Annotated in this window: 25 protein-coding genes; 12 read left to right on the top strand and 13 right to left on the bottom strand. The window is 66.2% G+C overall.

What is annotated here, in order from left to right; all coding sequences use genetic code 11:
* Nucleotides 1-2,061, top strand: coding sequence for a S9 family peptidase (locus tag H681_RS08020; RefSeq protein WP_015476348.1), 2,061 nt, complete (start codon nt 1-3; stop codon nt 2,059-2,061).
* Nucleotides 2,061-2,402, top strand: coding sequence for a CPCC family cysteine-rich protein (locus H681_RS08015; protein WP_015476347.1), 342 nt, complete (start codon nt 2,061-2,063; stop codon nt 2,400-2,402). The genes H681_RS08020 and H681_RS08015 overlap by 1 nt, the downstream gene beginning before the upstream one ends.
* 7 nt (nt 2,403-2,409) lie before the next feature.
* Here H681_RS08015 and H681_RS08010 read toward each other — a convergent pair whose 3' ends face one another.
* Nucleotides 2,410-2,859 (bottom strand): YcgN family cysteine cluster protein, encoded by a 450-nt coding sequence (locus tag H681_RS08010; protein ID WP_015476346.1) that lies wholly within the window; start codon nt 2,857-2,859, stop codon nt 2,410-2,412.
* A gap of 266 nt (nt 2,860-3,125) precedes the next feature.
* Here H681_RS08010 and H681_RS08005 point away from each other — a divergent pair, with 266 nt between their 5' ends.
* Nucleotides 3,126-3,719: a nitroreductase family protein gene (locus tag H681_RS08005; protein ID WP_015476345.1), complete on the top strand. Its 594-nt coding sequence runs from the start codon at nt 3,126-3,128 to the stop codon at nt 3,717-3,719.
* Nucleotides 3,720-3,847: 128 nt separating this feature from the next.
* On the opposite strand, the gene H681_RS08000 is transcribed toward H681_RS08005, so the two are convergent.
* The 3 genes from H681_RS08000 to rnd all read right to left on the bottom strand — a co-directional run bounded on the left by H681_RS08000 (nt 3,848) and on the right by rnd (nt 6,474).
* Nucleotides 3,848-4,780: a D-2-hydroxyacid dehydrogenase gene (locus H681_RS08000; protein ID WP_015476344.1), complete on the bottom strand. Its 933-nt coding sequence runs from the start codon at nt 4,778-4,780 to the stop codon at nt 3,848-3,850.
* 251 nt (nt 4,781-5,031) lie between these two features.
* Nucleotides 5,032-5,325 (bottom strand): YcgL domain-containing protein, encoded by a 294-nt coding sequence (locus H681_RS07995; RefSeq protein WP_015476343.1) that lies wholly within the window; start codon nt 5,323-5,325, stop codon nt 5,032-5,034.
* Between the two features lie 15 nt (nt 5,326-5,340).
* A complete protein-coding gene (rnd, locus tag H681_RS07990) occupies nt 5,341-6,474 on the bottom strand; it encodes a ribonuclease D (protein ID WP_086009599.1) in 1,134 nt (377 codons plus the stop codon).
* Between the two features lie 140 nt (nt 6,475-6,614).
* Here rnd and H681_RS07985 point away from each other — a divergent pair, with 140 nt between their 5' ends.
* The gene (locus H681_RS07985) at nt 6,615-7,676 is read left to right on the top strand and encodes an SMP-30/gluconolactonase/LRE family protein (protein WP_015476341.1); all 1,062 of its coding nucleotides are present in this window, start codon (nt 6,615-6,617) and stop codon (nt 7,674-7,676) included.
* 23 nt (nt 7,677-7,699) lie between these two features.
* Here the strand turns inward: H681_RS07985 and H681_RS07980 are convergent, their stop codons facing one another.
* Nucleotides 7,700-8,494 carry a lysophospholipid acyltransferase family protein gene (locus H681_RS07980; protein ID WP_015476340.1) on the bottom strand — a complete coding sequence of 265 codons (795 nt, stop codon included), beginning with the start codon at nt 8,492-8,494 and terminating at the stop codon, nt 7,700-7,702.
* Between the two features lie 87 nt (nt 8,495-8,581).
* On the opposite strand from H681_RS07980, the gene H681_RS07975 reads away from it, so the two are divergent.
* The 4 genes from H681_RS07975 to H681_RS07960 all read left to right on the top strand — a co-directional run bounded on the left by H681_RS07975 (nt 8,582) and on the right by H681_RS07960 (nt 12,323).
* A complete protein-coding gene (locus H681_RS07975) occupies nt 8,582-9,436 on the top strand; it encodes a sulfurtransferase (protein ID WP_015476339.1) in 855 nt (284 codons plus the stop codon).
* A gap of 112 nt (nt 9,437-9,548) precedes the next feature.
* Complete coding sequence (locus H681_RS07970; protein ID WP_015476338.1) at nt 9,549-10,202, top strand: tetratricopeptide repeat protein; 654 nt, start codon at nt 9,549-9,551, stop codon at nt 10,200-10,202.
* A gap of 181 nt (nt 10,203-10,383) precedes the next feature.
* Entirely contained in the window at nt 10,384-10,863 is a 480-nt protein-coding gene (locus H681_RS07965) for a hypothetical protein (protein ID WP_015476337.1), read from the top strand.
* Between the two features lie 185 nt (nt 10,864-11,048).
* On the top strand, nt 11,049-12,323 hold the full coding sequence (locus tag H681_RS07960) for an outer membrane protein transport protein (RefSeq protein WP_015476336.1): 1,275 nt from the start codon (nt 11,049-11,051) through the stop codon (nt 12,321-12,323).
* A gap of 184 nt (nt 12,324-12,507) precedes the next feature.
* Here H681_RS07960 and H681_RS07955 read toward each other — a convergent pair whose 3' ends face one another.
* Nucleotides 12,508-13,077, bottom strand: coding sequence for a MarR family winged helix-turn-helix transcriptional regulator (locus H681_RS07955; protein ID WP_015476335.1), 570 nt, complete (start codon nt 13,075-13,077; stop codon nt 12,508-12,510).
* 114 nt (nt 13,078-13,191) lie between these two features.
* Here H681_RS07955 and H681_RS07950 point away from each other — a divergent pair, with 114 nt between their 5' ends.
* From H681_RS07950 to H681_RS07940, 3 genes are read left to right on the top strand one after another with little or no spacing between them, the layout of a single operon-like run.
* On the top strand, nt 13,192-13,416 hold the full coding sequence (locus H681_RS07950) for a hypothetical protein (protein ID WP_015476334.1): 225 nt from the start codon (nt 13,192-13,194) through the stop codon (nt 13,414-13,416).
* A 10-nt stretch (nt 13,417-13,426) separates the two neighbouring features.
* On the top strand, nt 13,427-13,681 hold the full coding sequence (locus tag H681_RS07945; protein WP_015476333.1) for a DUF2024 family protein: 255 nt from the start codon (nt 13,427-13,429) through the stop codon (nt 13,679-13,681).
* 5 nt (nt 13,682-13,686) lie between these two features.
* Nucleotides 13,687-13,965 (top strand): Rho-binding antiterminator, encoded by a 279-nt coding sequence (locus H681_RS07940; protein ID WP_041712494.1) that lies wholly within the window; start codon nt 13,687-13,689, stop codon nt 13,963-13,965.
* An 18-nt stretch (nt 13,966-13,983) separates the two neighbouring features.
* On the opposite strand, the gene H681_RS07935 is transcribed toward H681_RS07940, so the two are convergent.
* Nucleotides 13,984-14,523, bottom strand: a complete 540-nt coding sequence (locus tag H681_RS07935) for a DUF2058 domain-containing protein (protein WP_015476331.1) — start codon at nt 14,521-14,523, stop codon at nt 13,984-13,986.
* 149 nt (nt 14,524-14,672) lie between these two features.
* Between H681_RS07935 and H681_RS07930 the strand changes: the two genes are divergently transcribed.
* The gene (locus H681_RS07930) at nt 14,673-15,605 is read left to right on the top strand and encodes an aspartyl/asparaginyl beta-hydroxylase domain-containing protein (protein WP_015476330.1); all 933 of its coding nucleotides are present in this window, start codon (nt 14,673-14,675) and stop codon (nt 15,603-15,605) included.
* A 157-nt stretch (nt 15,606-15,762) separates the two neighbouring features.
* Here the strand turns inward: H681_RS07930 and mazG are convergent, their stop codons facing one another.
* From mazG to H681_RS07900, 6 genes are all read right to left on the bottom strand, one after another.
* Complete coding sequence (gene mazG / locus H681_RS07925) at nt 15,763-16,596, bottom strand: nucleoside triphosphate pyrophosphohydrolase (RefSeq protein WP_015476329.1); 834 nt, start codon at nt 16,594-16,596, stop codon at nt 15,763-15,765.
* The gene (gene relA / locus H681_RS07920; RefSeq protein WP_015476328.1) at nt 16,589-18,847 is read right to left on the bottom strand and encodes a GTP diphosphokinase; all 2,259 of its coding nucleotides are present in this window, start codon (nt 18,845-18,847) and stop codon (nt 16,589-16,591) included. Before relA ends, mazG begins: the two co-directional genes overlap by 8 nt.
* A 92-nt stretch (nt 18,848-18,939) precedes the next feature.
* Nucleotides 18,940-20,292: a 23S rRNA (uracil(1939)-C(5))-methyltransferase RlmD gene (gene rlmD, locus H681_RS07915; protein ID WP_015476327.1), complete on the bottom strand. Its 1,353-nt coding sequence runs from the start codon at nt 20,290-20,292 to the stop codon at nt 18,940-18,942.
* Between the two features lies 1 nt (nt 20,293).
* Entirely contained in the window at nt 20,294-21,193 is a 900-nt protein-coding gene (cysM, locus tag H681_RS07910; protein WP_015476326.1) for a cysteine synthase CysM, read from the bottom strand.
* A 69-nt stretch (nt 21,194-21,262) separates the two neighbouring features.
* Nucleotides 21,263-22,645, bottom strand: a complete 1,383-nt coding sequence (locus tag H681_RS07905) for a HAMP domain-containing sensor histidine kinase (protein ID WP_015476325.1) — start codon at nt 22,643-22,645, stop codon at nt 21,263-21,265.
* Nucleotides 22,632-23,339 carry a response regulator transcription factor gene (locus H681_RS07900; RefSeq protein ID WP_015476324.1) on the bottom strand — a complete coding sequence of 236 codons (708 nt, stop codon included), beginning with the start codon at nt 23,337-23,339 and terminating at the stop codon, nt 22,632-22,634. Before H681_RS07900 ends, H681_RS07905 begins: the two co-directional genes overlap by 14 nt.
* Between the last annotated feature and the right edge of the window lie 123 nt (nt 23,340-23,462).

Genomic DNA, 23,462 nt, shown 5'->3' with positions numbered 1-23,462 from the left:
ATGATCGACCGCCAGCCCCCCATCGCCCGCCGCGAGCCCGCCGCCGATCCCTACGCCTGGCTGGAAAACCGCGACGCGGAGGATGTCCTCGACTATCTGAAAGCGGAAAATGCCTACCTCGAGGATCAGCTACTTCCTCAGACGAAATTGCGCGAACGGCTGTTCCAGGAGATCAAGGGGCGCATCCGCGAAACCGACCTGTCCCTGCCCACGCCCTGGGGCCCCTGGCTGTACTACCAGCGCACCACCGCCGGTGACGAATACCCGCGCCACTACCGTTGCCCGCGCCCGGCCGACGGTTCGCTGGACGTCGACGAGCAGGCCGAACAACTGCTGCTCGACCCGAACGCCCTGGCCGGCGGCGACTTCCTCTCCGTGGGCACTTTCAGCATCAGCCCGGACCACTCGAAGCTGGCCTACAGCCTGGATACCAGCGGCGACGAGATCTACACGCTCTACGTGAAGGAGCTGGCCGATGGCAGCGTCACCACCCTGCCCTTCGAAAACTGCGACGGCAGCCTGACCTGGGCCAACGACAACCGCACCCTGTTCTTCGGCGAGCTGGACGACACCCACCGCCCGCACAAGCTGTACCGCCACCGCCTGGGCGAAAACAGCGCCGAACAGGTGTTCGAGGAGCGCGACGGACGCTTCTTCCTGCACTGCTACCGTGCCAGTTCCGAGCGCCAACTGATCCTGCTGCTGGGCAGCAAGACCACCAGCGAAGCCTGGGTACTGGACGCCGACACCCCCGACGGCGAGTTCGCCTGCCTCGCGCCGCGCGAGGAAGACCACGAGTACTACCCCGACCACGGCCGCCTGAACGGCGACTGGGCCTGGCTGATCCGCAGCAACCAGACCGGCATCAACTTCGCCCTCTACCACGCCAGCGAGGCGCAGCCGACCCGCGCGCACTGGCAAACCCTGATCGCCCACCGCGACGACGTGATGCTCGAGGACCTGACCCTGAGCGCCGGCGCCCTGACCCTGAGCCTGCGCGAAGGCGGCCTGCCGATCGTCGAGGTGCAGCCGCAAGGCCATCCGGCACACCGCGTGCAGTTGCCGGATGCCGCCTACAACCTCCATGTGCAGGACAGCCTGGAGTTCGACAGTTCGGTGATCCGCCTGCGCTACGAGGCGCTCAACCGCCCGGCGCAGATCCGCCAGCTGGACCTCGCCAGCGGCGAACAGAAAGTCCTCAAGCAGACCCCGGTGGAAGGCCCGTTCGACGCCGACGCCTACGAAAGCCGCCGCCTCTGGGCCGACGCTGCCGACGGCGTGCAGGTGCCGATCAGCCTGGTCGGCCGCCGCGAGGTGCTGGAAGACGTCGCCCAAGGCAAGCCCGCGCCGCTCTACCTCTACGGCTACGGCGCCTACGGCGAGAGCCTCGACCCCTGGTTCTCCCACGCCCGCCTGAGCCTGCTGGAGCGCGGCTTCGTCTTCGCCATCGCCCACGTACGCGGCGGCGGCGAGCTGGGCGAAGCCTGGTACCGCGCCGGCAAGCTCGCGCGCAAGCAGAACACCTTCGGCGACTTCATCGCCTGCGCCGAACACCTGCTGGCCCAGGGCTACAGTACCCCGGCGCAACTGGCCATCAGCGGCGGCAGCGCCGGCGGCCTGCTGATCGGCGCGGTGCTCAACCAGCGCCCGCAGCTGTTCGCCGCGGCCATCGCCGAGGTGCCCTTCGTCGACGTGCTCAACAGCATGCTCAACCCCGACCTGCCGCTGACCATCACCGAGTACGACGAATGGGGCAACCCGGAGGAGCCGGAGGTCTACGCGCGCATCCGCGCCTACGCACCCTACGAGAACGTCAGCGCCCAGAACTATCCGGCGCTGCTGGCGGTGGCCGGCTACAACGACAGCCGCGTGCAGTACTGGGAAGCCGCCAAGTGGGTGGCCAAGCTGCGGGTGAGCAAGACCGACGACAACCTGCTGCTGCTCAAGACCGACCTGGGCGCCGGCCACGGCGGCATGAGCGGCCGTTACCAGGGCCTGAAGGACGTGGCGCTGGAATATGCCTTCCTGTTCAAGGTGCTGGGCATCGAAGGCAACGCCTGATGCTCTACACCTGCCCTTGCTGCGGCTATTTCAGTTTCGGCGACCCGCCGGGGTCGTACGAGATTTGTGAAATCTGCTACTGGGAAGATGACCATCTGCAACTGTGCTTCCCCGATGCACGCGGCGGCGCCAACGCCGTGAGCCTGATCGAGGCGCAGGTCAACTTCGTGCAATGGGGCGCCTGCGAACGGCGCTTCCGCGCGCAGGTACGCCCGGCCACCATCGACGACGAGAAGGACGAGCGTTGGTTCCCGCTGTGGGAAAAGCGCGTGGAATTGCCGGACAACGAGACTCCACTGACCGGCGAGGAAGCCTGTTACTGGCTGCGCGCGCCGCGCTGAGCGCGGATCAGCCGGCGCGGAAGATCAGGTGCTCTTCCCAGTCGTCCTCGGGCACCGAGCCCTCGGCGAGCATGCGGCCGGACTGGGAGATGCGCTCGTGGTGCACCGCATCGGGGTCGCCGCAGACCAGGTGGTGCCACAGCGGCAGGTCCTTGCGCTCGGCCACCAGGCGATAGGCGCAGGTCGGCGGCAGCCACTGGAACTCATCGGCCTGGGCCGGGGTGAGCTGGATGCAGTCCGGCACCGTCACGCGGCGGTTGGCGTAGTCGGTGCAGCGGCAGGTCTTCAGGTCCAGCAGCTTGCAGGCGATGCGCGTGTAGTAGACGGTACCGTCGTCCTCGTCCTCCAGCTTCTGCAGGCAGCACAGGCCGCAACCGTCGCACAGCGACTCCCACTCGTCCTGATCGAGCTGGTCGAGGGTCTTGCGTTTCCAGAAGGGTTCGACTTTGGCGGCCATGTTTTGTACAGGAGCAGTTTCACGGGGCGCAAAGTCTAAGCCCGCAGCGCGCGAAGGCCAAGCGCAGGCGACCATTGACCGCAAGACGCTTGCCAGAGCGCGCCACGCTGGTTAGGTTGGGCGCCCTACGGGCCCGGTCCGTTGCGCCTGTCACACCTGGCGCAGCACCCGCCATCTGCCTCCGCAGCCGCGCCGCCCGTCCCCATCCGCGATGCCCGGCCGTCCACGGCACCATCGGCCCATCCCAAGCCCTCACAGGAGCCACCATGAGCGCCAATCCTCGCGTTGCCGAGCACCCGATCGATCCGCAGTTCATCAATCGCTGGTCGCCCCGCGCCTTCAGCGGCGAAGCCATCCCCGAAGCCACCCTGCTGAGCTTCATCGAAGCCGCGCGCTGGGCGCCGTCCTCCTTCAACTCGCAGCCCTGGCGCTTCCTCTACGCGCGCCGCGACACACCGAACTGGCAGCGCTACCTGAACCTGCTGGGCGAGTTCAACCGTGGCTGGGCGCAGAACGCCTCGGCGCTGGTGGTGGTGCTGTCCAAGACCACCTTCGCCCCGCCCGGCTCCGCCGAAGAGAAGCCCGCCCTCTGGCACAGCTTCGACACCGGCTCGGCCTGGGGCTTCCTGGCGCTGCAGGCGAGCCTGGCCGGTTGGCACACCCACGGCATGGCCGGCTTCGACCGCGACCTGGCGCGCAGCGAGCTGAAGGTCCCGGCGGACCATGAGATCCATGCGGTGATCGCCATCGGCAAGCTGGGCGACAAGTCGACCCTCTCCGAGAGCCTGCAAGCTCGCGAAGTGCCCAATGCCCGCCGCCCACTGGCGGAAATCGTGGCCGAGGGCGACTTCTCGCTCTGAAACCATTCATATAGGAGCGAGCTTGCTCGCGAACGGCGATGCAGCGTGCCTTGCAGGCTCGCTCCCAGGAAAGGCCCGCACATGAAAAAGGCCCCATCCGGGGCCTTTTTCATTGACGGCATCAGGCTTCAATAACCGCGAGTGAAATCCACTTCGCCGCGCATTTCCTGGCCAGCCCAGAAGCGCGTGAGGTTGTCGCGGAACAGTTCGATCAGCGGCCCCGGCAGCGTCGGCGCGGCGGTGTGTCCGGTAAGCAGCAGGCGCGGGGTATGCCAGAACGCATGCTGCGCCGGCAGAGGCTCTTCGCGGCAGACATCGATCACCGCGCCGGCGATCCGGTTGGCCTCCAGCGCCGACACCAGGTCGGCATCGACCACCGAGGTGCCACGGCCGGCATTGATGAACAGCGCGGTCGGTTTCATCCGGTTGAACAGCGGCAGGTTGTAGATATCGCGGGTGTGCTCGGTATCGGGCAACAGGTTCACCACGTAGTCGGCGGTCTGCACCAGGCGTGGCAGATCCTCCAGCGCGCCCACGCGGCTGAACGGCAGCAGCGATCGCGGGTTCTTCGCCACGCCCACCAGGTCCACGCCGAACGGCGCCAGCATGTGCGCCACCGCCTGGCCGATCTCGCCGGTTCCGATGATCAGCACCTGGCGGCCATTGAGCGTGCCGGGCAGGCGATCGTCCCACTGCACGCCGACCTGGCTGGCCAGGCGGCCGAGCATCTGCCGCTCATGGGCAAGCAGGTAGGTGAGCAGGTATTCGGTCATGACCTGGCCGAAGATGCCCACGGCGCGGGTCAGCGCGTAGTCCTTGGGCAGATCGTCCGCCAGCAGCGGCGTGATGCCCGCCCAGCTGGACTGGATCCACACCGGATGCACGCCCTGGCGCAGCAGTTGCGCGGCGAAATCGGGTTGGGCTAGCCAGACGGGGCATTCGGCGGCGGCAGCAACGAGCTTGTCCGGCTGGTCACCGGACACCACCGTAATTCGGGGCTCCGCCGCCATGATCAGGGCGGCGTAAAGGGCATGATCACGATCGAGAACGAGCAGGCGCATGACTCAGGACCTTCGCTTCGATCGGTGTAACGTTTCAGGCTGGCGCATCTGGACTCGCCTCAAGAGAGCTTCCCATTGATATCGGTATTAGTTCGAGGGAAGACAGGCGGCTATAGACACAGCCAGAGACCAAGCGTTCCGCTCCGTTGAACCCTTTTTCTCCGCGCATAATGCGCTCAAGCCGCGAACTTGCACAGTGCCAGCACTGTACCCGTTCACGGCTCGAGAAAATGTTGCCGGACGGCCAGGGATCAGAGCGGATCGTTCATCCGCAGCAGCTCCTCCGGCAGGTGCTCGATGTACTCCTCTTCGACCGGCGGCATCTGCAGGTGGAACCCCTGCTTCTCGATGTTTTCCAGGACCTTGTCGATGTCCTCGCGGGCCAGTTGGCGCTCGGGACTGAGCACCAGGTCGAAGGTGTGCTGCGGCGGGCCGAACACGGCGATCAGCGCCTCCGGCACGCGGGTCAGCGCTTCGCGCTTGTCGACGTACAGGTACATCTCGTTCTTGCGCGGGCTCTTGTAGATGGAGCAGATGCGTTTCATGGTGTCTCTTCCGCGTTATTCGGTGAGCTGGACGGCAAGGCTGTCCAGCAAGGCCTGGCCCATCAGTTCGCGGCGCCAACCCTGCAGCGACTCGGGCAGTTGGTAGGGGCCGTTCGGCCAGCCGGTCTTGAGCAGCGCCTCGAGTACCTTCTTGCGCAGCATCAGCTCGGGGGCCATGTTCAGGCGCTCGGCCTCTTTCTGGCCGACTTCGCGCAACTTCTTCAGTACCGGCGTAACCTCGCGCGGCAGCGGCTCGGGCAGCGTCTCGGGATGAACGGCTTCCGGCAGCCTCGCCGCGTGGGCGATCAGCGCGATCAGGGTGTCGCCATCCTGGCGCACGGTGCGCGGGTGCATGTCGTCGATACGCGCCAGGGCGACCTTGTCGGCCGGCTGGAAACGCGCCAGCGGCCACAGGGTGTGCTCGCGCAGCACATGGTTACGCGGCTTGTTGCGCAACCGCGCCTGCTCCTCGCGCCAGACGCACAGCTCGCGCAGCACGGCCAGTTGCAGGCGATTGAGCTTCCACGCCAGCTTGACGTCGAGGTAGGCCTCCTGCGGGTCGCTGACGCGACTCTGGTTGTTGGTCAGGTCGGTGCCATCGGCCAGCAGCCACTGCAGCTTCTCGTCGCTCAGGCGCGGCGCCAGCTTCACGTAGACCTCGGCCAGGTGCTGCACGTCCTCGGCGGCGTAGCGCACCTGCATGTCGGTCAGCGGGCGCTGCAGCCAGTCGGAGCGGGTCTCGTCCTTGGGCAGGTCGATCCCGAGGATCTCCAGCACCAGCTTCGAATAGCCCATCGAGTGCGGCATGCCCAGGTAGGCGGCGGCCAACTGGGTGTCGAACAGCGGCTGCGGCAGGCTGCCGGTCAGGCGCTGGAAGACTTCCAGGTCCTCGCCGCAGGCATGGAATACCTTGACCACCAGCGGCGACTCCAGCACGGCTGCGAACGGCGACCAGTCGCGGATCAGCAGCGGGTCGATCAGCCACACGCCGCTGCCATCGCCCACCTGCACCAGACCGGCTTCGGGATAGAAGGTATCGACACGCATGAACTCGGTATCGAGCGCGAGGTACGGCAGTTCTTTCCAGTCCCGGCACTTGCGCTCGAGGCTGGCATCGTCGCGAATCCACTGAATATCGAGAGCGGTCACGAACATCTCCTTCGTTTCGGTGCGCGCAGTATATAGAGATGCATGATGTGCGAGCATTCCACTCGGCCATCGGTCTGTGACAACTGCATGGCAATCTCTACGCTTTGCCCCGCCCACGACAACAAGAAGGCAGCTTGCGCATGAAAAAGCTTCTCGGACTGGTCGTTCTGCTGGTCGTAGCCCTCGCGGTCTACCTGGCGCTCACGCCCAGCCCCATCGATCCGTTGGCCTGGACGCCGCCCAAGGCGCCGCCGATGACCGGCGTGATGGAACCCAACGACACGCTGATGAAAGCCGAACTGCTCGCCCAGGGCCAGATCGTCGGCCCCGAAGACACCGCCGTGGACAGCCAGGGCCGGGTTTTCGCCGGACTGGATGACGGGCGCATCGTGCGTATCGGCGCCGACGGCAAGGCCGAAACCTTCGTCGAAACCGGCGGCCGCCCGCTGGGCCTGGCGTTCGACAAGAGCGGCAAGCTGATCGTCGCCGACGCCTGGAAGGGCCTGCTGGAGGTCGACCCGCAGGGCAAGATCCGCGTGCTGACCGATTCGGCCGACGGCATTCCCTTCGCCTTCACCGACGACCTGGACATCGCCAGCGACGGCCGCATCTATTTCAGCGACGCGTCCAGCCGCTTCCACCAGCCCGACTACATCCTCGACCTACTCGAAGCCCGCCCTCACGGCCGCCTGCTGCGCTACGACCCGGCCACCGGCAAGACCGAGACGCTGCTCAAGGACCTGTACTTCGCCAACGGCGTGGCGCTGTCGCAAAACGAGGACTTCGTGCTGGTCAACGAGACCTACCGCTACCGCATCACCCGCTACTGGCTCAAGGGTGAGAAGGCCGGGCAGCATGACGTGTTCATCGACAACCTGCCGGGCCTGCCGGACAACCTCGCCAGTGACCGCAGCGGCACCTTCTGGGTGGCCCTGCCCTCGCCGCGCAAGGCCGACGCCGACCTGATCCAGCAGATGCCCTGGCTCAAGCGCCAATTGACCAAACTGCCGCGCGCCGTGCTACCCAAGCCGGTGCCCTACGGCCTGGTGATCCAGGTGAACGAGAAAGGCGAGATCGTGCGCAGCCTGCATGACACCAGCGGCCAGCACCTGCGCATGGTGACTTCGGCCAAACCGGTGAACGGCGTGCTCTACCTGGGCAGCCTGGAGAACGACCGCATCGGCCGGCTGCCAATCCACTGAAAGGCGCCGGCTCCCAGGACGCTTCAGGCCGGCGTCTGCTCCTTCAGGGCAGGCGCCGGTGCGGGCACGGCGGCGGGTTCCAGCAGCTCCAGCATACGCTCGCGCACCTCCCCCATCAGCGCATCGACGCCATGTTCAGTGAACCGGGTGGAGTCGATGGGCGCGCCGACATGCACCTCCACCGGCATGCCGAGGTTCAGCTTGAGGCCGCCCGCCGGCAGCAGTTGCTGGATGCCACGGATAGCCACCGGAACGATGATCGCGTCGGTCTGCTGGGCCAGGCGGAAGCAGCCTTTCTTGAACGGCTGCAGCTTGCCATCCTTGGAGCGCGTGCCCTCGGGTGCGGCCCAGAGCACGATGCCGCTCTCCATCATTTCCCGCGCCTTGGCCAGGTCGGCCATGGCCTGGTGGCGGTTGTGCCGGTCGATGGACGGGAACTCCGCCGCGCGCATCGCCGCGCCCCAGATCGGCACCGCGAACAGTTCCTTCTTCGCCAGCATGCGGATCGAGCCGGGCATGGTCACGAAGATCGCCGGGATATCGTAAAAGCTGGAGTGGGTGCAAAGGATCATGTAGCGGCGGCCGTCGCCGAAGTCCGGTACTTCGCCGTGGCGGCTCAGGCGCGCACCGGTCAGGCGCAGCAGACTCCCCGACCAGTCGCGGGTGAAACCGTCGACCTTGCCGCGACGCAGCCGGCCGATGGCGCCGAGCGCCAACACACGGACGCTGTAGCCCAGGGTGATCAGGACGGTCGCCAGCCCCACCAGGGCGACGCGCAGCGGGCCGGCCTTGCGCGGCGCCGATTGCAGATTGAGCATTTTCGCCAATTCCCCACCGAGAGTAACTTGTTCGCGATACAAGCCTTATGATGCGCCCAAGCCCCGTCACGACACAGGAATGCGCCCATGACCTACGCCCGCCTGCTCATGCCCGAGCAACTGGCCGCCCGCCTCGATGACCCGAATCTGGTCCTGCTCGACTGCCGTTTCTCCCTCGACGATCCCGGCTACGGGGCCCGCAGCTACCAGGAAAACCATATTCCCGGGGCCCACTTCGCCGACCTCAACAAGGACCTTTCCGCACCTGTCGTTCCCGGCGTGACCGGCCGCCACCCGCTGCCCGATCCGCAACAGTTGCTGGAACGCCTGCGCGCCTGGGGCCTGGAGACGGAAAGCGAAGTAGTGCTGTACGACGACGGCCCCGGCGCCTTCGCCGCCCGCGCCTGGTGGCTGCTGCTGTGGCTGGGCAAGCGCGAGGGTGTCTACCTGCTCGACGGCGGCCTTGCCGCCTGGCACGCCGCCGGCCTGCGCCTGACCACCGCCGAGACGCCCGTGCGCCCCGGCGACTTCCAGGGCAAGCCGGACAACAGCCTGCTGATCGACGCCACGGCTCTCGGCGCGCGCCTGGGCGAACCCGACCTGCCACTGGTGGACGCCCGCGGGCTGCCGCGCTTCCGTGGCGAAGTGGAACCCATAGACCCGGTCGCCGGCCACATCCCCGGCGCCCAGTGCGCGGCGTTCACCGACAACCTCGGCAGCGACGGCCGCTTCCTGCGCCCGGAGCACTTGCACCAGCGCTTCGCCAGCCTGCTGCGCGGCCGCCCGGCGCAAGACCTGGTGGCCTATTGCGGCTCCGGCGTCACCGCCTGCCACAACCTGTTCGCCATGAGCCTGGCCGGCTATCCGCTGGGGCGCCTGTACGCCGGCTCCTGGAGCGAATGGATCACCGATGCCAGGCGCCCGGTGGCCAAGGGCGACTGATCAGTCGTCCCGCAGCGAAAACGGAATACACGTCATGCCGGGCGCTTGTGTTCCGATGGATAGGTACCCGGGCATGCGTCAGACTCATGCCCATTTTCAAAGGAGTGATCCCATGCCCACCCGTCTCCGCCACACCCTGCTCGCCAGCGCCCTGCTGTGCCTGTGGGCCGCCACCCCGATCCAGGCTGCCACCCTGGAGGCCACACCCTGTTCCATCACGGACCAGTGGTCCGACCTGTACGGCGACGAACTGGTGACGGCGGCCAACGCCGGCCACGCCACCGCCCAGTACAGCCTCGGCCTGGAATACGACTCCGGCAGCGACGAGTTCGAGCAGAGCTACGAGCAGGCCGCGTACTGGTACCAGAAGGCCGCCGAACAGGGACACGCCTGCGCCCAGTACAACCTGGGCAACGCCTATGACAGCGGCGACGGCGTGGAGCAGAGCGCGGAGAAGGCCGTGTACTGGTACCAGAAGGCCGTCGACCAGAACGACAAGGACGCCGAGTACAACCTGGCGATCATGTACGAGAACGGCACCGGGGTGACCCGCAGCGACAAGCGGGCCTTCGCGCTGTACAGGAAGTCGGCCGAGCAGGGCGACGTGGATGCCCAGTTCGCCGTGGCCGAGGGCTACGCCAAGGGTCGGGGGGTGGCGAAGAACCCCGCGCAGGCCCGTCTGTGGTACCAGCGCGCGGCGGACCAGGGGCACGAAGAGGCCGAGGAAAAACTCGAGGCCATGCCCGAATTGCCGCCCAGTATCTAATTTCCGGAGGGAATATGGATTATTCCTGCACCATCAAAACAATTTAAAAACAGGCCTTTACAGCATAATTATCGCACTACACTTCAAATCGAGCGGCTAAGTCCGCTTCCGGCGGGGCCAGGAAAATCACTCGAAGCTGCCAAGTCGCCCCGCCCCGCCGGTCACCGAGGACGAGGACGTCATGGGAATTGCCGCCAACGACCTGTGCCACTATGTGATTCGCCCTACCCTGCTGTATCTGGAGCGGCATAGTGTCGCGGCGGAAGCGCTGCTGCTGGGGGCAGCGGCCTGTCAATCGGCGCTGGGGAGTGCGCTGGGCGACAGTCATGGCCACGGGCTGTACCGCATCGGTGAAAGCCGTCACCAGAGCCTCTGGGACTGCTATCTGGCCTGCGACCCGGAGTTGGCTAGCCGGGTTCGCGGGCTGGCCAGTCAGCACGCCTTCCTCGACGCGCCGCACCTGGAACTCACGGTGAACCTGCGCTACAGCACCGCCATCGCCTGGATGATGGTCGAGGCCGAGCGCATCCCCCTGCCCCACGCCGACGATCCCCTGGGCCTGGCCCGGGTCTGGCGCCGGGTCTTCCACCCCCACGGACGCCTGCACGATTTCGTCGACGCCTGGCACAACTACGTTGGCAGTCTCAGCCAGGTGGCCTGAGCGGAGCCGGCAGTCCCTGAATGACCAAACGGTCAGGTTTTTTACATACAGCGACGAACGGTAACGATACCGATAGAACGCTCGTTTGAGCGTTGAAGCCCAAGGTAGAGCGCTTTCCAGAGACTACCCAAGACCTGGGAATCTTGGTAGCTTGCGCGCCGATAAACACAGGAGTTGCTCTTACAATGAAAACAACATGGCTCAAGACCACGCTCGCACTGACCATTAGCGCCGCCTCTGCCCAGGCCCTGGCCAACGGCATCGCTATCAACGAGCAGAGCGCCAGCGGCGCCGGTACTGCCTACGCAGGCCGCGCTTCCTCCGCGCTCGACGCCAGCACCATTTACGGCAACCCGGCCGGTCTGTCCAAACTCAAGCGCACCGAAATCAGCGGCGGTCTCGCCATTGTCGATGCCAAGGACGACATCAGCCAGGCCAACAGCCCGCATCCGGGCTCCAACAAGGGCGATTCCGTGCCCCTGGCCGCCGTGCCGTTCGGCTACATCTCCACGCCGATCAACGAGGACTTCACCTTCGGCTTCGGCATGTACGTCCCCTACGGCATCATCAACGACTATGAGAACGGCTTCCAGGGCAGCTACCACGGTTCCTACAGCAAGGTCCAGGTCATCACCCTGCAGCCGACCATCGCCTACAAGGTCAACGATAAGGTTTCCGTCGGTTTCGGCCCGACCATCAACCGTATCGACGGCCAGCTGAAGAACGACCTGGCCACCAACGGCCTGGCCGGCGGCCAGGGCGACACCCACATCGACATCAAGGGTGACGACACCGCGGTGGGCTACAACATCGGCGTACTGGTCGACGTGACCGACGACACCGCCTGGGGCCTGACCTACCACTCCAAGGTCGACTATCACCTGGACGGCCGCACCAAGGTCAAGAACGCCCCCGGCGCCCTGGGCCTGAACGGCTCCTACGACGCCAAGCTGGACATCACCCTGCCGGAGTCGGTGGATACCTCCATCACCCACAAGTTCAACGACCAGTGGACTGGCTACATCGGCGCGGTATGGACCCGCTGGAGCCGCCTGGAAAAGATCGAAGTGGAAAACAGCGGCGTACCGGCGCTGGGTCAGGCCCTCGGCTTCGGCACCATCGGCGAAGACCTGAAGTGGCATGACACCTGGTCCGCCTCGGTAGGCGCCTCCTACCAGTTGAACCAGGAGTGGGTACTGCGTGCCGGTTACGCCTACGACCCGTCGCCGACCGACAACGACTACCGCAGCGTGCGCATCCCGGTGGGCGATCGCCAGATCGTCACCTTCGGTGCCGGCTGGTCGCCGACCCCGGACCTGACCGTCGACATGGCCTACGCCTACCTGTGGGAAGACACCGCTAGCGTCAACCTGGAAGGCAGCGCCCTGCAGCCGGCCTACAGCGCCAAGTACGACAACAGCGCTCACGGCCTGACCGCACAGATGACCTATCGCTTCTGATAGCGCCACCTGCGGACATGAAAAAGCCGGGCATCTGCCCGGCTTTTTCATGGGTGGCTTTTTTGTAGGAGCGAAGGGGGCTCCCAACCCTTGCTCGCGAACAAAGCGTCCCCCTGACAACGGCGTCAAGCGGTTCGCGAGCAAGCTCGCTCCTACGAAGATCAACGGCGCCGTGCAGCCCGGTTCAGGCGGCTTCGCCGGGCTCTGAGTGCTCGCGGCAGACCAGCTCTCCTTCGCGCGTTTCCAGCCGCTCCCCGGTCAGCCCGCAGAGCGCGCCGTCGTCCCGCTTCTGGTGGAAACGGCAGGTGCGGCACAGGCCGAAGCCCGGCACATCCTCCTGGCGCTGGATGCTGGTCAACAGCTCGCGCAGCAGCGCGACCAGCAGTTCGCGGCGCTCGCCCAAAGCCTCTTCGGCGCGACTCAGGAACGCCGGCGGCACCAGCGCCTCGATCAGTCCTTGCCCCGCGTCCGTCAGTTCCAGGTGCACGCTGCGTCGGTCCTGCGCATCCGGGCGCTTGCGAATCAGCCCCTTGGCCTCCAGCGCTTTCAGCGACTGCGACACCGTGCCTTTGGTCAGCCCGAGGAAGTCCGTGACCGCCAATGGCGTGTTCGAATAGCGGTTGCAGCGCGCCAGGTAGTTCAGCGCACTCAGCTGGATCGGCTGCAGATCCGCCATCAGCGGCTGCTCGCGGGCCCAGGCGCGCATCAGGCTGGCAATGCGCTCAAGATAGTCGTACAGGGTCGTATCGGTCATGGGCTCATCCTCCCGATAGATAGTATCGATCAAAAACCAGTTTGACAGAAGGCTCTTTTCGCTTGCAGACTGATATTGTATCGATTCGATACTTAATCAATCAGGAGAAGGATCATGAGCAAAGCCATCTATTACCATGCCGGTTGCGCCGTCTGCGTCGAGGCCGAACGCACGCTGCTGCCGTTGCTGAACCGGGATGTGGAAGTGGTGCACCTGGGCGAGCAGGCGCCGCGCATCGCCGAGGCCGAGGCCGCCGGGGTCAAATCGGTGCCCGCCCTGGTGGTCGATGGCCAGGTGCTGCACCTGAACTTCGGCGCCGCCATCGCCGACCTGAAGTAAGGGGCTCGCCATGCAGGTTCGCGTCTACGACACCCATGTGCGTACCCACGATGGCCGCTACCTGCACTTCGACGTCCTGGTCGGGCCGGACGCCGCCAGCCGTGCCGCGGAGTTCGCCGCGCACTGGCTGGCGGCGCGCGGCATCCAGGCGCATGACGTGCACATGAGCCGCTGCGAGTTCTGCCACAGCGAGTTTTCCACGCCCCCGGTGGAAGAGGCGCTGCGCCGCCAGGGCTACTACGTCATCGAGATGGAAGGATGCTGAACGGCATGGACGCCTACCAGCCGCTGCACTGCGATCTGCACGACTACCTGGAGATCGCCTGCCTGCACCGCTACTGGCTGCGTATCGAGCTGCGTGACGGCCTGGCGTTCGACGCCCAGGCCTTCACCACGCACACGCGGCGAAACGCGGACGGGGTCGTGGAGGAGTTCCTGGAAGTCCGGGTGGACGATGCCAGCCGGGAGCTCCGGCTGGACCGTCTGCACGCCATCACGCCGCAGGCGGCGGAGGCGCGCTTCGCAAGGGTGGTGCTGAATCCGGCCTGAGGTCCGACCGGGACGGCCTCACCACATGAGGTCGTCGGGCACCACGTAATCCTTGTACGGGTCGTCCTCGTCCGGCTCGCCGCTGGGCTCGTTGAGCAGCACGATACGCCGCTCGTCGCGCTCCTTGATGCGCAGCGCGGCGTCACGCGGGACGATCTCGTAGCGGCCGTCGTAGCTGACGATGGCCAGGCTGCCGCGACTGAGCTTGTCGCGGATCAGGTCGTTCACCGCAATGCGCTTGACCTTCTTCGCATCGACGAAGTTGTAATAGTCCTCGGTTTCCAGCTTCGGCAGACGGGTGCCTTCGATCAGTTGCTTGATCTGCGCGGTCCTGGCCTTCTTCTCGGCCTTTTCCTGCTGCTGGCGATTCAGCTCGGCATCGCGGGCCTGCTTGTCGGCCTGCGCCTGCAAGGCGGCCTGACGCTGGCTGTCATCCTTCTGCACCTGGTTCTTGTGCTCCAGACGCTGCTGCTTCTGCTTCTGCTTGCCGGCCTGTTTGGCCTGTTTCTCACTGACCAGTCCGGCTTTCAGCAACTGGTCACGTAACGACATGCTCATTCGATAAGACTCTCGACAATCCTTGATTGACGCGGAACAACTTTCCTGGCGGCACAACGCTCCGCGCTCATGCCCACAGGGGGTATAATCCTCGGGCCTGTGCGTGCGCTGCGCAAGTGCCCAGCTCGATTTCACTATCCAGGGCCCCCATGATCAAGTTCATCGTTCTCACGATCCTTGCCATCTTCCTCGTCGCCATCCTCTACGTGCACCTGCGCGGCAAGGTACGGCTGCCCTTCCTGCGCCAGGTCGTGAACCACTCTGCCTGGTTCGCCCCGTACAACTCGCTGATGTACCTGAACTCCAGCGTGCCGTCCAAGCCCTACCTGGACCGCGAGCGCTTCCCCGAGCTCGACAGGCTGCGCGACAACTGGCAAATGATTCGCGAGGAAGCCGAAAACCTGTTCGACGAGGGCTACATCCGCGACGCCCTGAACAACAACGAGGCCGGTTTCGGCTCCTTCTTCAAGAAAGGCTGGACCCGCTTTTACCTGACCTGGTACGACGGCCCCCTGCCCTCCGCGCAGAAGCTCTGCCCGAAGACCGTCGAGCTGGTGAGCAGCATCCCCAACGTCAAGGGCGCCATGTTCACCCGCCTGCCGCCGCGCAGCCACCTGAACAAGCACCGCGACCCCTACGCCGGCTCGTTGCGCTACCACCTGGGCCTGGCCACGCCGAACTCCGAAGAGTGCCGCATCTTCGTCGACGGCCAGCCCTACGCCTGGCGTGACGGCCAGGACGTGATGTTCGACGAAACCTTCGTCCACTGGGTGAAGAACGAAACCGACGAATCGCGCCTGATCCTCTTCTGCGACATCGAGCGTCCGCTCAGGTCGTCGCTGCTGACCCGCATCAACCGCCGCGTCAGTGCCTTCCTCGGCCGCGCCACCGCGCCGCAGAACGTCGAAGGCGAGCGCGTCGGCGGGATCAACCAGGCCTACTCGGTGCTGATCCGCCTGGGCAATGCCGTGGGCAGCCAGGTGAAGGTGTTCAAGCGCGCCTATCCCAGAGCCTACCGCATCAGCCGGCCGGTGCTGGCGGTGGTGCTGCTGGTGCTGATCCTGCGCTGGCTGTTCGGCTGAGGGCGCGCGCCCTTCGCATTGACGGAATATTGTAGGAGCGAGCTTGCTCGCGAACAGATTTCCGGCGGCGCCGGCATCAAGCGGTTCGCGAGCAAGCTCGCTCCTACCAGAAAACAAAAGCCCCGCGAATGCGGGGCTTTTTATTGGAGCGAAGAACTTATCCACAGCTGAGCGGGTTCTTCTCGTCGCGCTTGGCGGCGCCCCACAGCTCGTCCATCTCTTCCAGGTTGCTGTCTTCCAGCGTGCGTCCCTGGTCACGCAAGGCCGTCTCGATGTAGCGGAAACGCCGCTCGAACTTGGCATTGGCCGCACGCAGGGCGGTTTCCGGATCGACCTTGAGCTTGCGCGCCAGGTTGACCACCACGAACAGCAGGTCGCCCACTTCTTCCGCCTGGGCCTCGGTGTCGCCGCCGGCCATGGCTTCGAGGACCTCGTCCAGTTCCTCGCGAACCTTGTCCACCACCGGCAGGGCGTCGGTCCAGTCGAAGCCGACCTGGGAAGCACGCTTCTGCAGCTTGGCGGCGCGACTCAGTGCTGGCAGGGCGTGGGGCACGTCGTCCAGCAGGGACAGCTGCACCGGTTCGGCAGCCTTGGCGGCGCGCTCCTCGGCCTTGAGCTCCTCCCAGCGCTGCTTGACCGCAGCTTCCGCAAGCTTCGCCGGGTCCGGCTCGCCGTACAGGTCGCCATCGGGGAACACGTGGGGATGGCGGCGGACCAGTTTGCGGGTGATGCCATCGACCACAGCGTCGAACTCGAAACGCCCCTCTTCCCGCGCCAGCTGCGCGTAGTAGACGACCTGGAACAACAGATCGCCCAGTTCCTCTCGCAGGTGGTCGAAGTCGCCACGCTCGATGGCGTCGGCCACTTCGTAGGCTTCCTCGAGGGTGTAGGGGACGATGGTCGCGTAGCTCTGCTTCAGGTCCCACGGACAGCCATGCTGCGGATCGCGCAGCCGGGCCATCAGGTACAGCAGGTCGTCGAGCTTATGCATCCTTGGCACCCGCGCGGTCGCGCCGCGCCTCGATGATGTTGGGCAACTGCGACACCCGCGCCAGCAGGCGTCCCAGCGCGTCGAGGCCGGGGATCTCGATGGTCAGGCGCATCACCGCGGTGTTGTCTTCCTTGTCCGAGCGGGTGTTCACCGCCAGCACGTTGATGCGCTCGTTGAGCAGCACCTGGGAGACGTCGCGCAGCAGGCCGGAACGGTCGTAGGCGCGAATGACGATATCCACCGGATAGGTGCTGACCGGCACCGGCCCCCAGCTGACCTGGATGATCCGTTCCGGCTCGCGGCCGGCCAGTTGCAGCGCGGTGGCGCAGTCCTGGCGGTGGATGGTCACGCCACGGCCGAGGGTGATGTAGCCGACGATCGGCTCGCCCGGCAGCGGCTGGCAGCAGCCGGCCATCTGCGTGAGCAGGTTGCCGACGCCCTGGATCTGGATGTCGCCGCGCTTGCCGTGGCCGATCTTGCTCGGCTTGCGCGGAATGAGTTCGAGCTGCTCGGTGCCGCGCTCGGGCTCGACCAGTTGCTGCGCGTAGTTGACCACGTGGGCCAGGCGCAGGTCGCCGGCGCCCAGGGCGGCGAACAGGTCTTCGCCGGTCTTGTAGTTGGCCTTCTCGGCAAGCTTCTCGAAGTCCACCGGCGGCAGCGCCAGGCGACCCAGCTCGCGTTCGAGCATGGCCTTGCCGGCGGCGACGTTCTGGTCGCGCGCCTGCAGCTTGAACCAGTGGACGATCTTCGCCCGCGCCCGCGAGGTGGTGACATAGCCCAGGTTCTGGTTCAGCCAGTCGCGGCTCGGCCCGCTCTGCTTGCCGGTGATGATTTCCACCTGCTCACCGGTCTGCAGGCTGTAGTTGAGCGGCACGATGCGGCCGTTGATCTTGGCGCCACGGCAGTTGTGGCCAACCTCGGTGTGCACGCGGTAGGCGAAGTCCAGCGGGGTTGCGCCCTTGGGCAGGTCGATGGCGTGGCCGTCCGGGGTGAAGACGTAGACCCGGTCGGGCTCGATGTCGACGCGCAACTGCTCGGCCAGACCGCCGATGTCGCCCAGCTCCTCGTGCCATTCCAGCACCTGGCGCAGCCAGGAGATCTTTTCTTCGTAGTGATTGGAGCTGGCCTTGACGTCGGTGCCCTTGTAGCGCCAGTGCGCGCACACGCCCAGCTCGGCTTCCTCGTGCATGGAATGGGTGCGGATCTGCACTTCCAGCACCTTGCCCTCGGGGCCGATCACCGCGGTGTGCAGCGAGCGGTAGCCGTTTTCCTTGGGGTTGGCGATGTAGTCGTCGAATTCCTTGGGAATGTGCCGCCAGAGGGTGTGCACGATGCCCAGCGCGGTGTAGCAGTCGCGCATTTCCGGCACCAGCACGCGCACCGCGCGGACGTCGTAGATCTGGCTGAAGTCCAGGCCCTTGCGCTGCATCTTCCGCCAGATGGAATAGATGTGCTTGGCGCGGCCGGACAGGTCGGCCTTGATGCCGGTGGCGGCCAGGGCGTCCTTGAGCTGCTGCATCACGGTGGCGATGTACTGCTCGCGATCCAGCCGGCGCTCGTGCAGCAGCTTGGCGATCTGCTTGTACTGGTCGGGCTCCAGGTAGCGGAAGGACAGGTCCTCCAGTTCCCATTTGATATGGCCGATGCCCAGGCGGTGTGCCAGCGGCGCGTAGATGTCGAACACCTCGCGGGCAACGCGGTGGCGCTTTTCCTCGTCGGCGTTCTTCACCGCGCGGATCGCGCAGGTACGCTCGGCCAGCTTGATCAGCGCGACGCGCACGTCGTCGACCATCGCCACCAGCATCTTGCGCAGGTTCTCGATCTGCGCCTGGGTGCCGAGCACCAGCGATTGCCGGGGGTTGAGGCTGGTGCTGATCGCCGCCATGCGCAGCACGCCTTCGATCAGCTTGGCGACCACAGAACCGAAGCGCTGCGCCACCTCCTCCAGCTTGACCTTGCCCTCGCGCACGCCACGGTAGATCACCGCGGCGACCAGTGATTCCTGGTCGAGCTTGAGGTCCGCCAGGATTTCGGCGATCTCCAGGCCCGTCTGAAAACTGGAGGTGCCGTCCGCCCAGGAGTTGTCAGCCTTGCTGACTGCCTTGTCTTCCACCTCGCGGGCAAATTCGCAGGCGTCCAGCAGGACCTTGCGATCCAGTAGCGGGACCAGAGTCTGGACATGGTCCAGCCAGGCCTCGAGGTTGATGCTGCCGTCAGTATTGACCGGCTGGTGCGCTCTCACCTGTACCATCGTGTCTACCCTTCCCCACGGTGCCCCACGGTGCACCGCTCACAGCGCCGGCCTTTCTTCTTGCTCGGGCCGGTCGGATTGCGCGAGCCGTCCTAGCTCGCCTCGAACAAAGCCATTGCCTCCACATGTGCCGTCTGCGGGAACATGTCGAGGATGCCGGCACGCTTCAGGCGATAGCCCTGTCGGGCCATCTCGCCGGCGTCGCGCGCCAGGGTCGCCGGATTGCAGGACACATACAGTACCCTCTCGGCGCCCAGTGAACGCATCTCCCGTGCTGCCTCGAAGGCTCCGTCTCGCGGAGGGTCGAGCAGCACGGCGGTGAAATCCTCCGCCGCCCAGGGGGCGCCGGCAAGCGGTTTCGAAAGGTCCGCCTGGTGGAACCGGGTATTGGCCAGGCCATTGGCCCGGGCATTGGCGGCGGCGCGATCGACCATCGCCTGCACACCCTCCACCCCGACCACTTCCCGCACCCGGTGCGCCAGCGGCAGGGCGAAGTTGCCCAGGCCGCAGAACAGATCCAGCACACGCTCGCCTGGTGCAGGCTTCAGCCAATCCAGCGCCTGGGCAACCATCGCCTCGTTGACCGGCGCATTCACCTGGACGAAGTCGCCGGGCCGGTAGGCCAGGGTCAGATCCCAGGTATCGAGCCGGAAGCCGAGGTCGGCGTTCCCGGAGCACGGTGTCGGCTCTCCGTCGCCCTGCAACCACAGTTGCACGTCGCGTGCCGAACAGAATCCCAGCAGTCGCGCCAGGTCGCTATCGGACAAAGGTTCGATATGCCGCAGCAGCAGCGCGCTGGCCGTGCCGTGGAACAGTTCGACGTGGCCCAGCGCCTGGGGCTTGGCCAAACCACGCAGCAGGTCCGGCAACTCGCGGGCGAGGATTTGCAGCTCGGGCACCAGCACCAGGCAGTCGTCGAACGGAACGATGGCCTGGCTGGCGGCGGCGCGGAAGCCGACTTCCAGGCGCTTGGCCTTGACGTCCCAGCGCACGGCGAGGCGCGCGCGGCGGCGATAGCCGAACTCCGGCCCCACCAGCGGCGCGGCCCACTCTTCCGGGCTCAGGCCGGAGAAGCGTTCCAGTTGCTCGGCCAAGGTGCGCTGCTTGAGTACCAATTGATCGGCATGGGGCAGGTGCTGCAGGCTGCAGCCGCCACAGGTGCCGGCCACCGGACACGGGGCAGTTCGACGGTTTTCGGCGGCGGTGAAGATCCGCTCGCTACGGGCGTCGACAATCTGCGCGCGCGCCGACAGCACGCGGGCTTCCACCGCTTCGCCCGGCAAGGCGCCGGCGACGAACCAGGTGCGGCCATCGGCATGGGCGATGCCACGGCCGTCGTGGGCCAGGCGCTCGATGCTCAGACGCTGCTTCTTGCCTACCGGTACCGCAGGGCTCCGCGCTCCGCCGCTGGGCTGGAAGCGCAGGCCGGTTCTCTGCTTGGCCATGTCAGTTGGGGTCGAACACGCCCGAGGACAGATAACGGTCGCCACGGTCGCAGATGATCGCCACCAGGGTCGCGTTTTCCAGCTCGCGGGACAGGCGCAACATGGCTGCCACCGCGCCACCGGAGGACACGCCGCAGAAGATGCCCTCTTCGCGGGCCAGACGACGCATCACGTCCTCGGCCTCGCCCTGCTGCATGTCGACCACGCGGTCGACGCGGGTGGCGTCGAAGATCTTCGGCAGGTATTCCTGCGGCCAGCGGCGGATGCCGGGGATGGCCGAACCTTCCATCGGCTGCAGACCGACGATCTGCACCTTGGGGTTCTGCTCCTTGAGGTAGCGCGACACGCCCATGATGGTGCCGGTGGTGCCCATGGAGCTGACGAAATGGGTGATCTCACCGCCGGTCTGCTGCCAGATTTCCGGGCCGGTGGAATCGTAGTGGGCCACCGGGTTGTCGCCGTTGGCGAACTGGTCGAGCACCTTGCCCCGGCCTTCGCGCGCCATCTGGTCGGCGAGGTCGCGGGCGCCTTCCATGCCCTGCTCCTTGGTCACCAGGATCAGTTCGGCGCCGTAGGCGGTCATGGCGGCCTTGCGCTCGGCGGTGGAGTTGTCCGGCATGATCAGGATCATGCGGTAGCCCTTGATCGCCGCCGCCATCGCCAGGGCGATGCCGGTGTTGCCGGAGGTGGCTTCGATCAGCGTGTCGCCGGGCTTGATGTCACCGCGCAGCTCGGCTCGGGTGATCATCGACAGCGCCGGGCGATCCTTCACCGAACCCGCGGGGTTGTTACCCTCGAGTTTCACCAGCAGCGTATTGGAAGTATTCCCGGGCAAGCGTTGCAGACGCACCAGCGGGGTATTGCCGACGCAATCGGCGATAGTCAGATACTGCACGGTCATGGAGGTACTCGGATCTGAAACCAGGCCACCTATGATAACGGCAAACTGTCGCTCGCCATACGAAGTTTCCTAACAAGCCGTGTGCAAATGCTCAGAACCGTCCGCCGCGGGCAACCGCAGGTGCACGCGCAACCCCGCCGTCCCGCGGTCCGCCCAGAGTTCCCCGCCCTGCATGCGCAGCGAGCTGCGGGCGATGCTCAGGCCCAGGCCGAAGCCTTCGTCGCTGCGCGCGGCGGACAACCGGGTGAACGGCAGGAAGATGCGCTCGAGGTCGGCCTCGGGCACGCCGGGGCCGTCGTCTTCCAGCCAGAGATGCCAGCCCGCCCCCTCCCGTTGGCCGCCCAGGCGAATGCAGCCACTCTCCGGCGAGTGACGTATGGAATTGCGCAGCAGGTTTTCAAGCGCCTGCGCCAGGCCGTTGAGATGACCCCGGACACGACACCCCGCCGGCACCTGGTAAAGGAAGCGTTCCGGCGCCCAGCCGGCTTCGAACCGCGCGTCCTCCACCAGCAGTTCCCAGAGCGGTTGCAGGTCGATGTCCTCCCGCTCCAGGCGCGGCCGCTCGGTGTCCAGCCAGGCCAGCTCCAGGGTATCGGCGACCAGGCGCTGCATCACCTCCACCTCGCGCTCGACCCGCTGGCGCAGCGCCGCCTCGCCGATCGGGCTGTCGACCGCCACGCGCAGGCGGCTGAGCGGCGTGCGCAGTTCGTGGGACAGGTCGCGCAACAACTGGCGCTGGAACCCCACATACCCGCGCAGGCGTTCGGCCATGTGGTCCAGCGCGCGGCCCAGTTCGCCCAGCTCATCGTGGCGCGCACTGAGCCCAGGATCGGCCACCGATCCCAGATCGTCGGCCTGCAAGGCATTGGCGTGCTCGCGTAGCCGCCCCAGTGGGCGCACCAGGTGCCGGTAGAGCAGGACGCACAGCAGCAGCGCCAGCACGGCCGGCACCAGGCCGTGGGTCACCGACTGGCGGATGAGCGTGAAACCGCCGGGCAGGTAGCGGGCCGGCAGTTGCAGTACCAGGCGGCCGGCGCTCGGCCCACCGGGGAACGGAATGCCGATGTAGGGCAGGTGCGCCGAACGCGAGCTCGCCGGCCAGTCCAGGCCTCGCTGGAAGGTCAGGTGCGCGATTTCCTCCTCGCTCAACGGGACACTGCCCAGGGCCTGCAACCGACCGTCCACCACCGTCATCCAGCCCGCCTCGCGCTGACGCATCCGCGCCAGCCAGGCATCGACCCCCGTCGCACCGCCGGAGCGCCAGGCCTGCTCCGCTTCGCGGGCGTAGCCGCCCAGGACTTGCCGGGCTTCGGCGGACAGGTAATAGCCCTGGCGCTCGACCTGCTTGCCCCAGGACCAGGACAGCCAGATCAGCAGCAAGCAGAACGCCACCAGCGCGACCGCCAGTTTCCAGAACAGCGAATGACGCCCGGGCACCTCAGCCATCGCCATCGCTGAACACGTAGCCCTTGCCCCACACCGTGTGCAACTGGTGGCGCAGATAGCCGATGCCCTGCAACTTGCGGCGCAGATGGCTGACATGCATGTCCAGGGCGCGATCGTGGGTGGTGTAGGCGCGGTGCAGGACATGCTGATAAAGGAAGGCCTTGCTCAGCGTCTCGCCCTGGCTGCCGAGGAAGGTCTCCAGCAGGCGGAACTCGGTGGCGGTCAGCCCCGCCCAGCGGCCGTCGAGGCTGGCGTCGACCTTCTCGCCATCCAGCAGCAAACCGTCGCCGCCCGTCGGCGCCTGCAAGCCGCGCTCCAGCGCCACGCGACGCAGCACGGCATCGACCCGTACGCTCAGCTCGACCAGGCTGAAGGGCTTGGGCAGATAGTCATCGGCGCCCTGGGAGAAACCGGCGATGCGGTCCTGCTCGGCGCCCAGGGCGGACATCAGGATCACCGGCACCGAACGCTCGCGGCGCAACGTGCGCAGAATGTCCAGGCCGCCGATGCCCGGTAGCATGATGTCCATCAGCACCAGGTCGTAATCGCCACCGCGCGCCTCGGCCAGGCCGGCATCGCCATCCTGGCACCAGGTGACGGCGAAGCCGCGCTCGCTCAGATGGGAAGACAGGTGCGCGCCCAGGGTTGGATCGTCCTCGATGGTCAGCAGGCGCAGGCCCGAGGAAGAAAATGCGTTCATATTGAATAAGAGTGATTAGCAATTGCGCCCAGTATTCCCGATTCCGCGCGATCTCGGCAAGGCAAAGGCTCCGTCCGAAGGTCCGAACCGCTACACTGCCGGGGGAAAACCGCACCGGAGGAA

The organism is Pseudomonas sp. ATCC 13867, assembly GCF_000349845.1.
In the GTDB taxonomy this organism is placed as follows: domain Bacteria; phylum Pseudomonadota; class Gammaproteobacteria; order Pseudomonadales; family Pseudomonadaceae; genus Pseudomonas.
The sequence above is the reverse complement of the archived record's forward strand: the minus strand, read 5'-3'. Positions and strand labels throughout refer to the sequence as shown.

Bases quoted from the DNA above. Each gene is read 5' to 3' on its own strand.
- H681_RS07985 (WP_015476341.1), top strand. From the start codon at position 6,615: ATGAAAAAGCTTCTCGGACTGGTCGTTCTGCTGGTCGTAGCCCTCGCG.
- H681_RS07900 (WP_015476324.1), bottom strand. From the start codon at position 23,339: ATGAACGCATTTTCTTCCTCGGGCCTGCGCCTGCTGACCATCGAGGAC.
- H681_RS08010 (WP_015476346.1), bottom strand. From the start codon at position 2,859: ATGGCCGCCAAAGTCGAACCCTTCTGGAAACGCAAGACCCTCGACCAG.
- H681_RS07955 (WP_015476335.1), bottom strand. From the start codon at position 13,077: ATGACCGATACGACCCTGTACGACTATCTTGAGCGCATTGCCAGCCTG.
- H681_RS07980 (WP_015476340.1), bottom strand. From the start codon at position 8,494: ATGCTCAATCTGCAATCGGCGCCGCGCAAGGCCGGCCCGCTGCGCGTC.
- H681_RS07935 (WP_015476331.1), bottom strand. From the start codon at position 14,523: ATGAGCATGTCGTTACGTGACCAGTTGCTGAAAGCCGGACTGGTCAGT.
- H681_RS07940 (WP_041712494.1), top strand. From the start codon at position 13,687: ATGGACGCCTACCAGCCGCTGCACTGCGATCTGCACGACTACCTGGAG.
- H681_RS07970 (WP_015476338.1), top strand. From the start codon at position 9,549: ATGCCCACCCGTCTCCGCCACACCCTGCTCGCCAGCGCCCTGCTGTGC.
- H681_RS07975 (WP_015476339.1), top strand. From the start codon at position 8,582: ATGACCTACGCCCGCCTGCTCATGCCCGAGCAACTGGCCGCCCGCCTC.
- H681_RS07930 (WP_015476330.1), top strand. From the start codon at position 14,673: ATGATCAAGTTCATCGTTCTCACGATCCTTGCCATCTTCCTCGTCGCC.
- relA (WP_015476328.1), bottom strand. From the start codon at position 18,847: ATGGTACAGGTGAGAGCGCACCAGCCGGTCAATACTGACGGCAGCATC.
- H681_RS07965 (WP_015476337.1), top strand. From the start codon at position 10,384: ATGGGAATTGCCGCCAACGACCTGTGCCACTATGTGATTCGCCCTACC.
- H681_RS07905 (WP_015476325.1), bottom strand. From the start codon at position 22,645: ATGGCGATGGCTGAGGTGCCCGGGCGTCATTCGCTGTTCTGGAAACTG.
- mazG (WP_015476329.1), bottom strand. From the start codon at position 16,596: ATGCATAAGCTCGACGACCTGCTGTACCTGATGGCCCGGCTGCGCGAT.
- cysM (WP_015476326.1), bottom strand. From the start codon at position 21,193: ATGACCGTGCAGTATCTGACTATCGCCGATTGCGTCGGCAATACCCCG.
- H681_RS07945 (WP_015476333.1), top strand. From the start codon at position 13,427: ATGCAGGTTCGCGTCTACGACACCCATGTGCGTACCCACGATGGCCGC.
- H681_RS07960 (WP_015476336.1), top strand. From the start codon at position 11,049: ATGAAAACAACATGGCTCAAGACCACGCTCGCACTGACCATTAGCGCC.
- H681_RS07995 (WP_015476343.1), bottom strand. From the start codon at position 5,325: ATGAAACGCATCTGCTCCATCTACAAGAGCCCGCGCAAGAACGAGATG.
- H681_RS07950 (WP_015476334.1), top strand. From the start codon at position 13,192: ATGAGCAAAGCCATCTATTACCATGCCGGTTGCGCCGTCTGCGTCGAG.
- H681_RS08020 (WP_015476348.1), top strand. From the start codon at position 1: ATGATCGACCGCCAGCCCCCCATCGCCCGCCGCGAGCCCGCCGCCGAT.
- H681_RS08000 (WP_015476344.1), bottom strand. From the start codon at position 4,780: ATGCGCCTGCTCGTTCTCGATCGTGATCATGCCCTTTACGCCGCCCTG.
- H681_RS08015 (WP_015476347.1), top strand. From the start codon at position 2,061: ATGCTCTACACCTGCCCTTGCTGCGGCTATTTCAGTTTCGGCGACCCG.
- rlmD (WP_015476327.1), bottom strand. From the start codon at position 20,292: ATGGCCAAGCAGAGAACCGGCCTGCGCTTCCAGCCCAGCGGCGGAGCG.
- H681_RS08005 (WP_015476345.1), top strand. From the start codon at position 3,126: ATGAGCGCCAATCCTCGCGTTGCCGAGCACCCGATCGATCCGCAGTTC.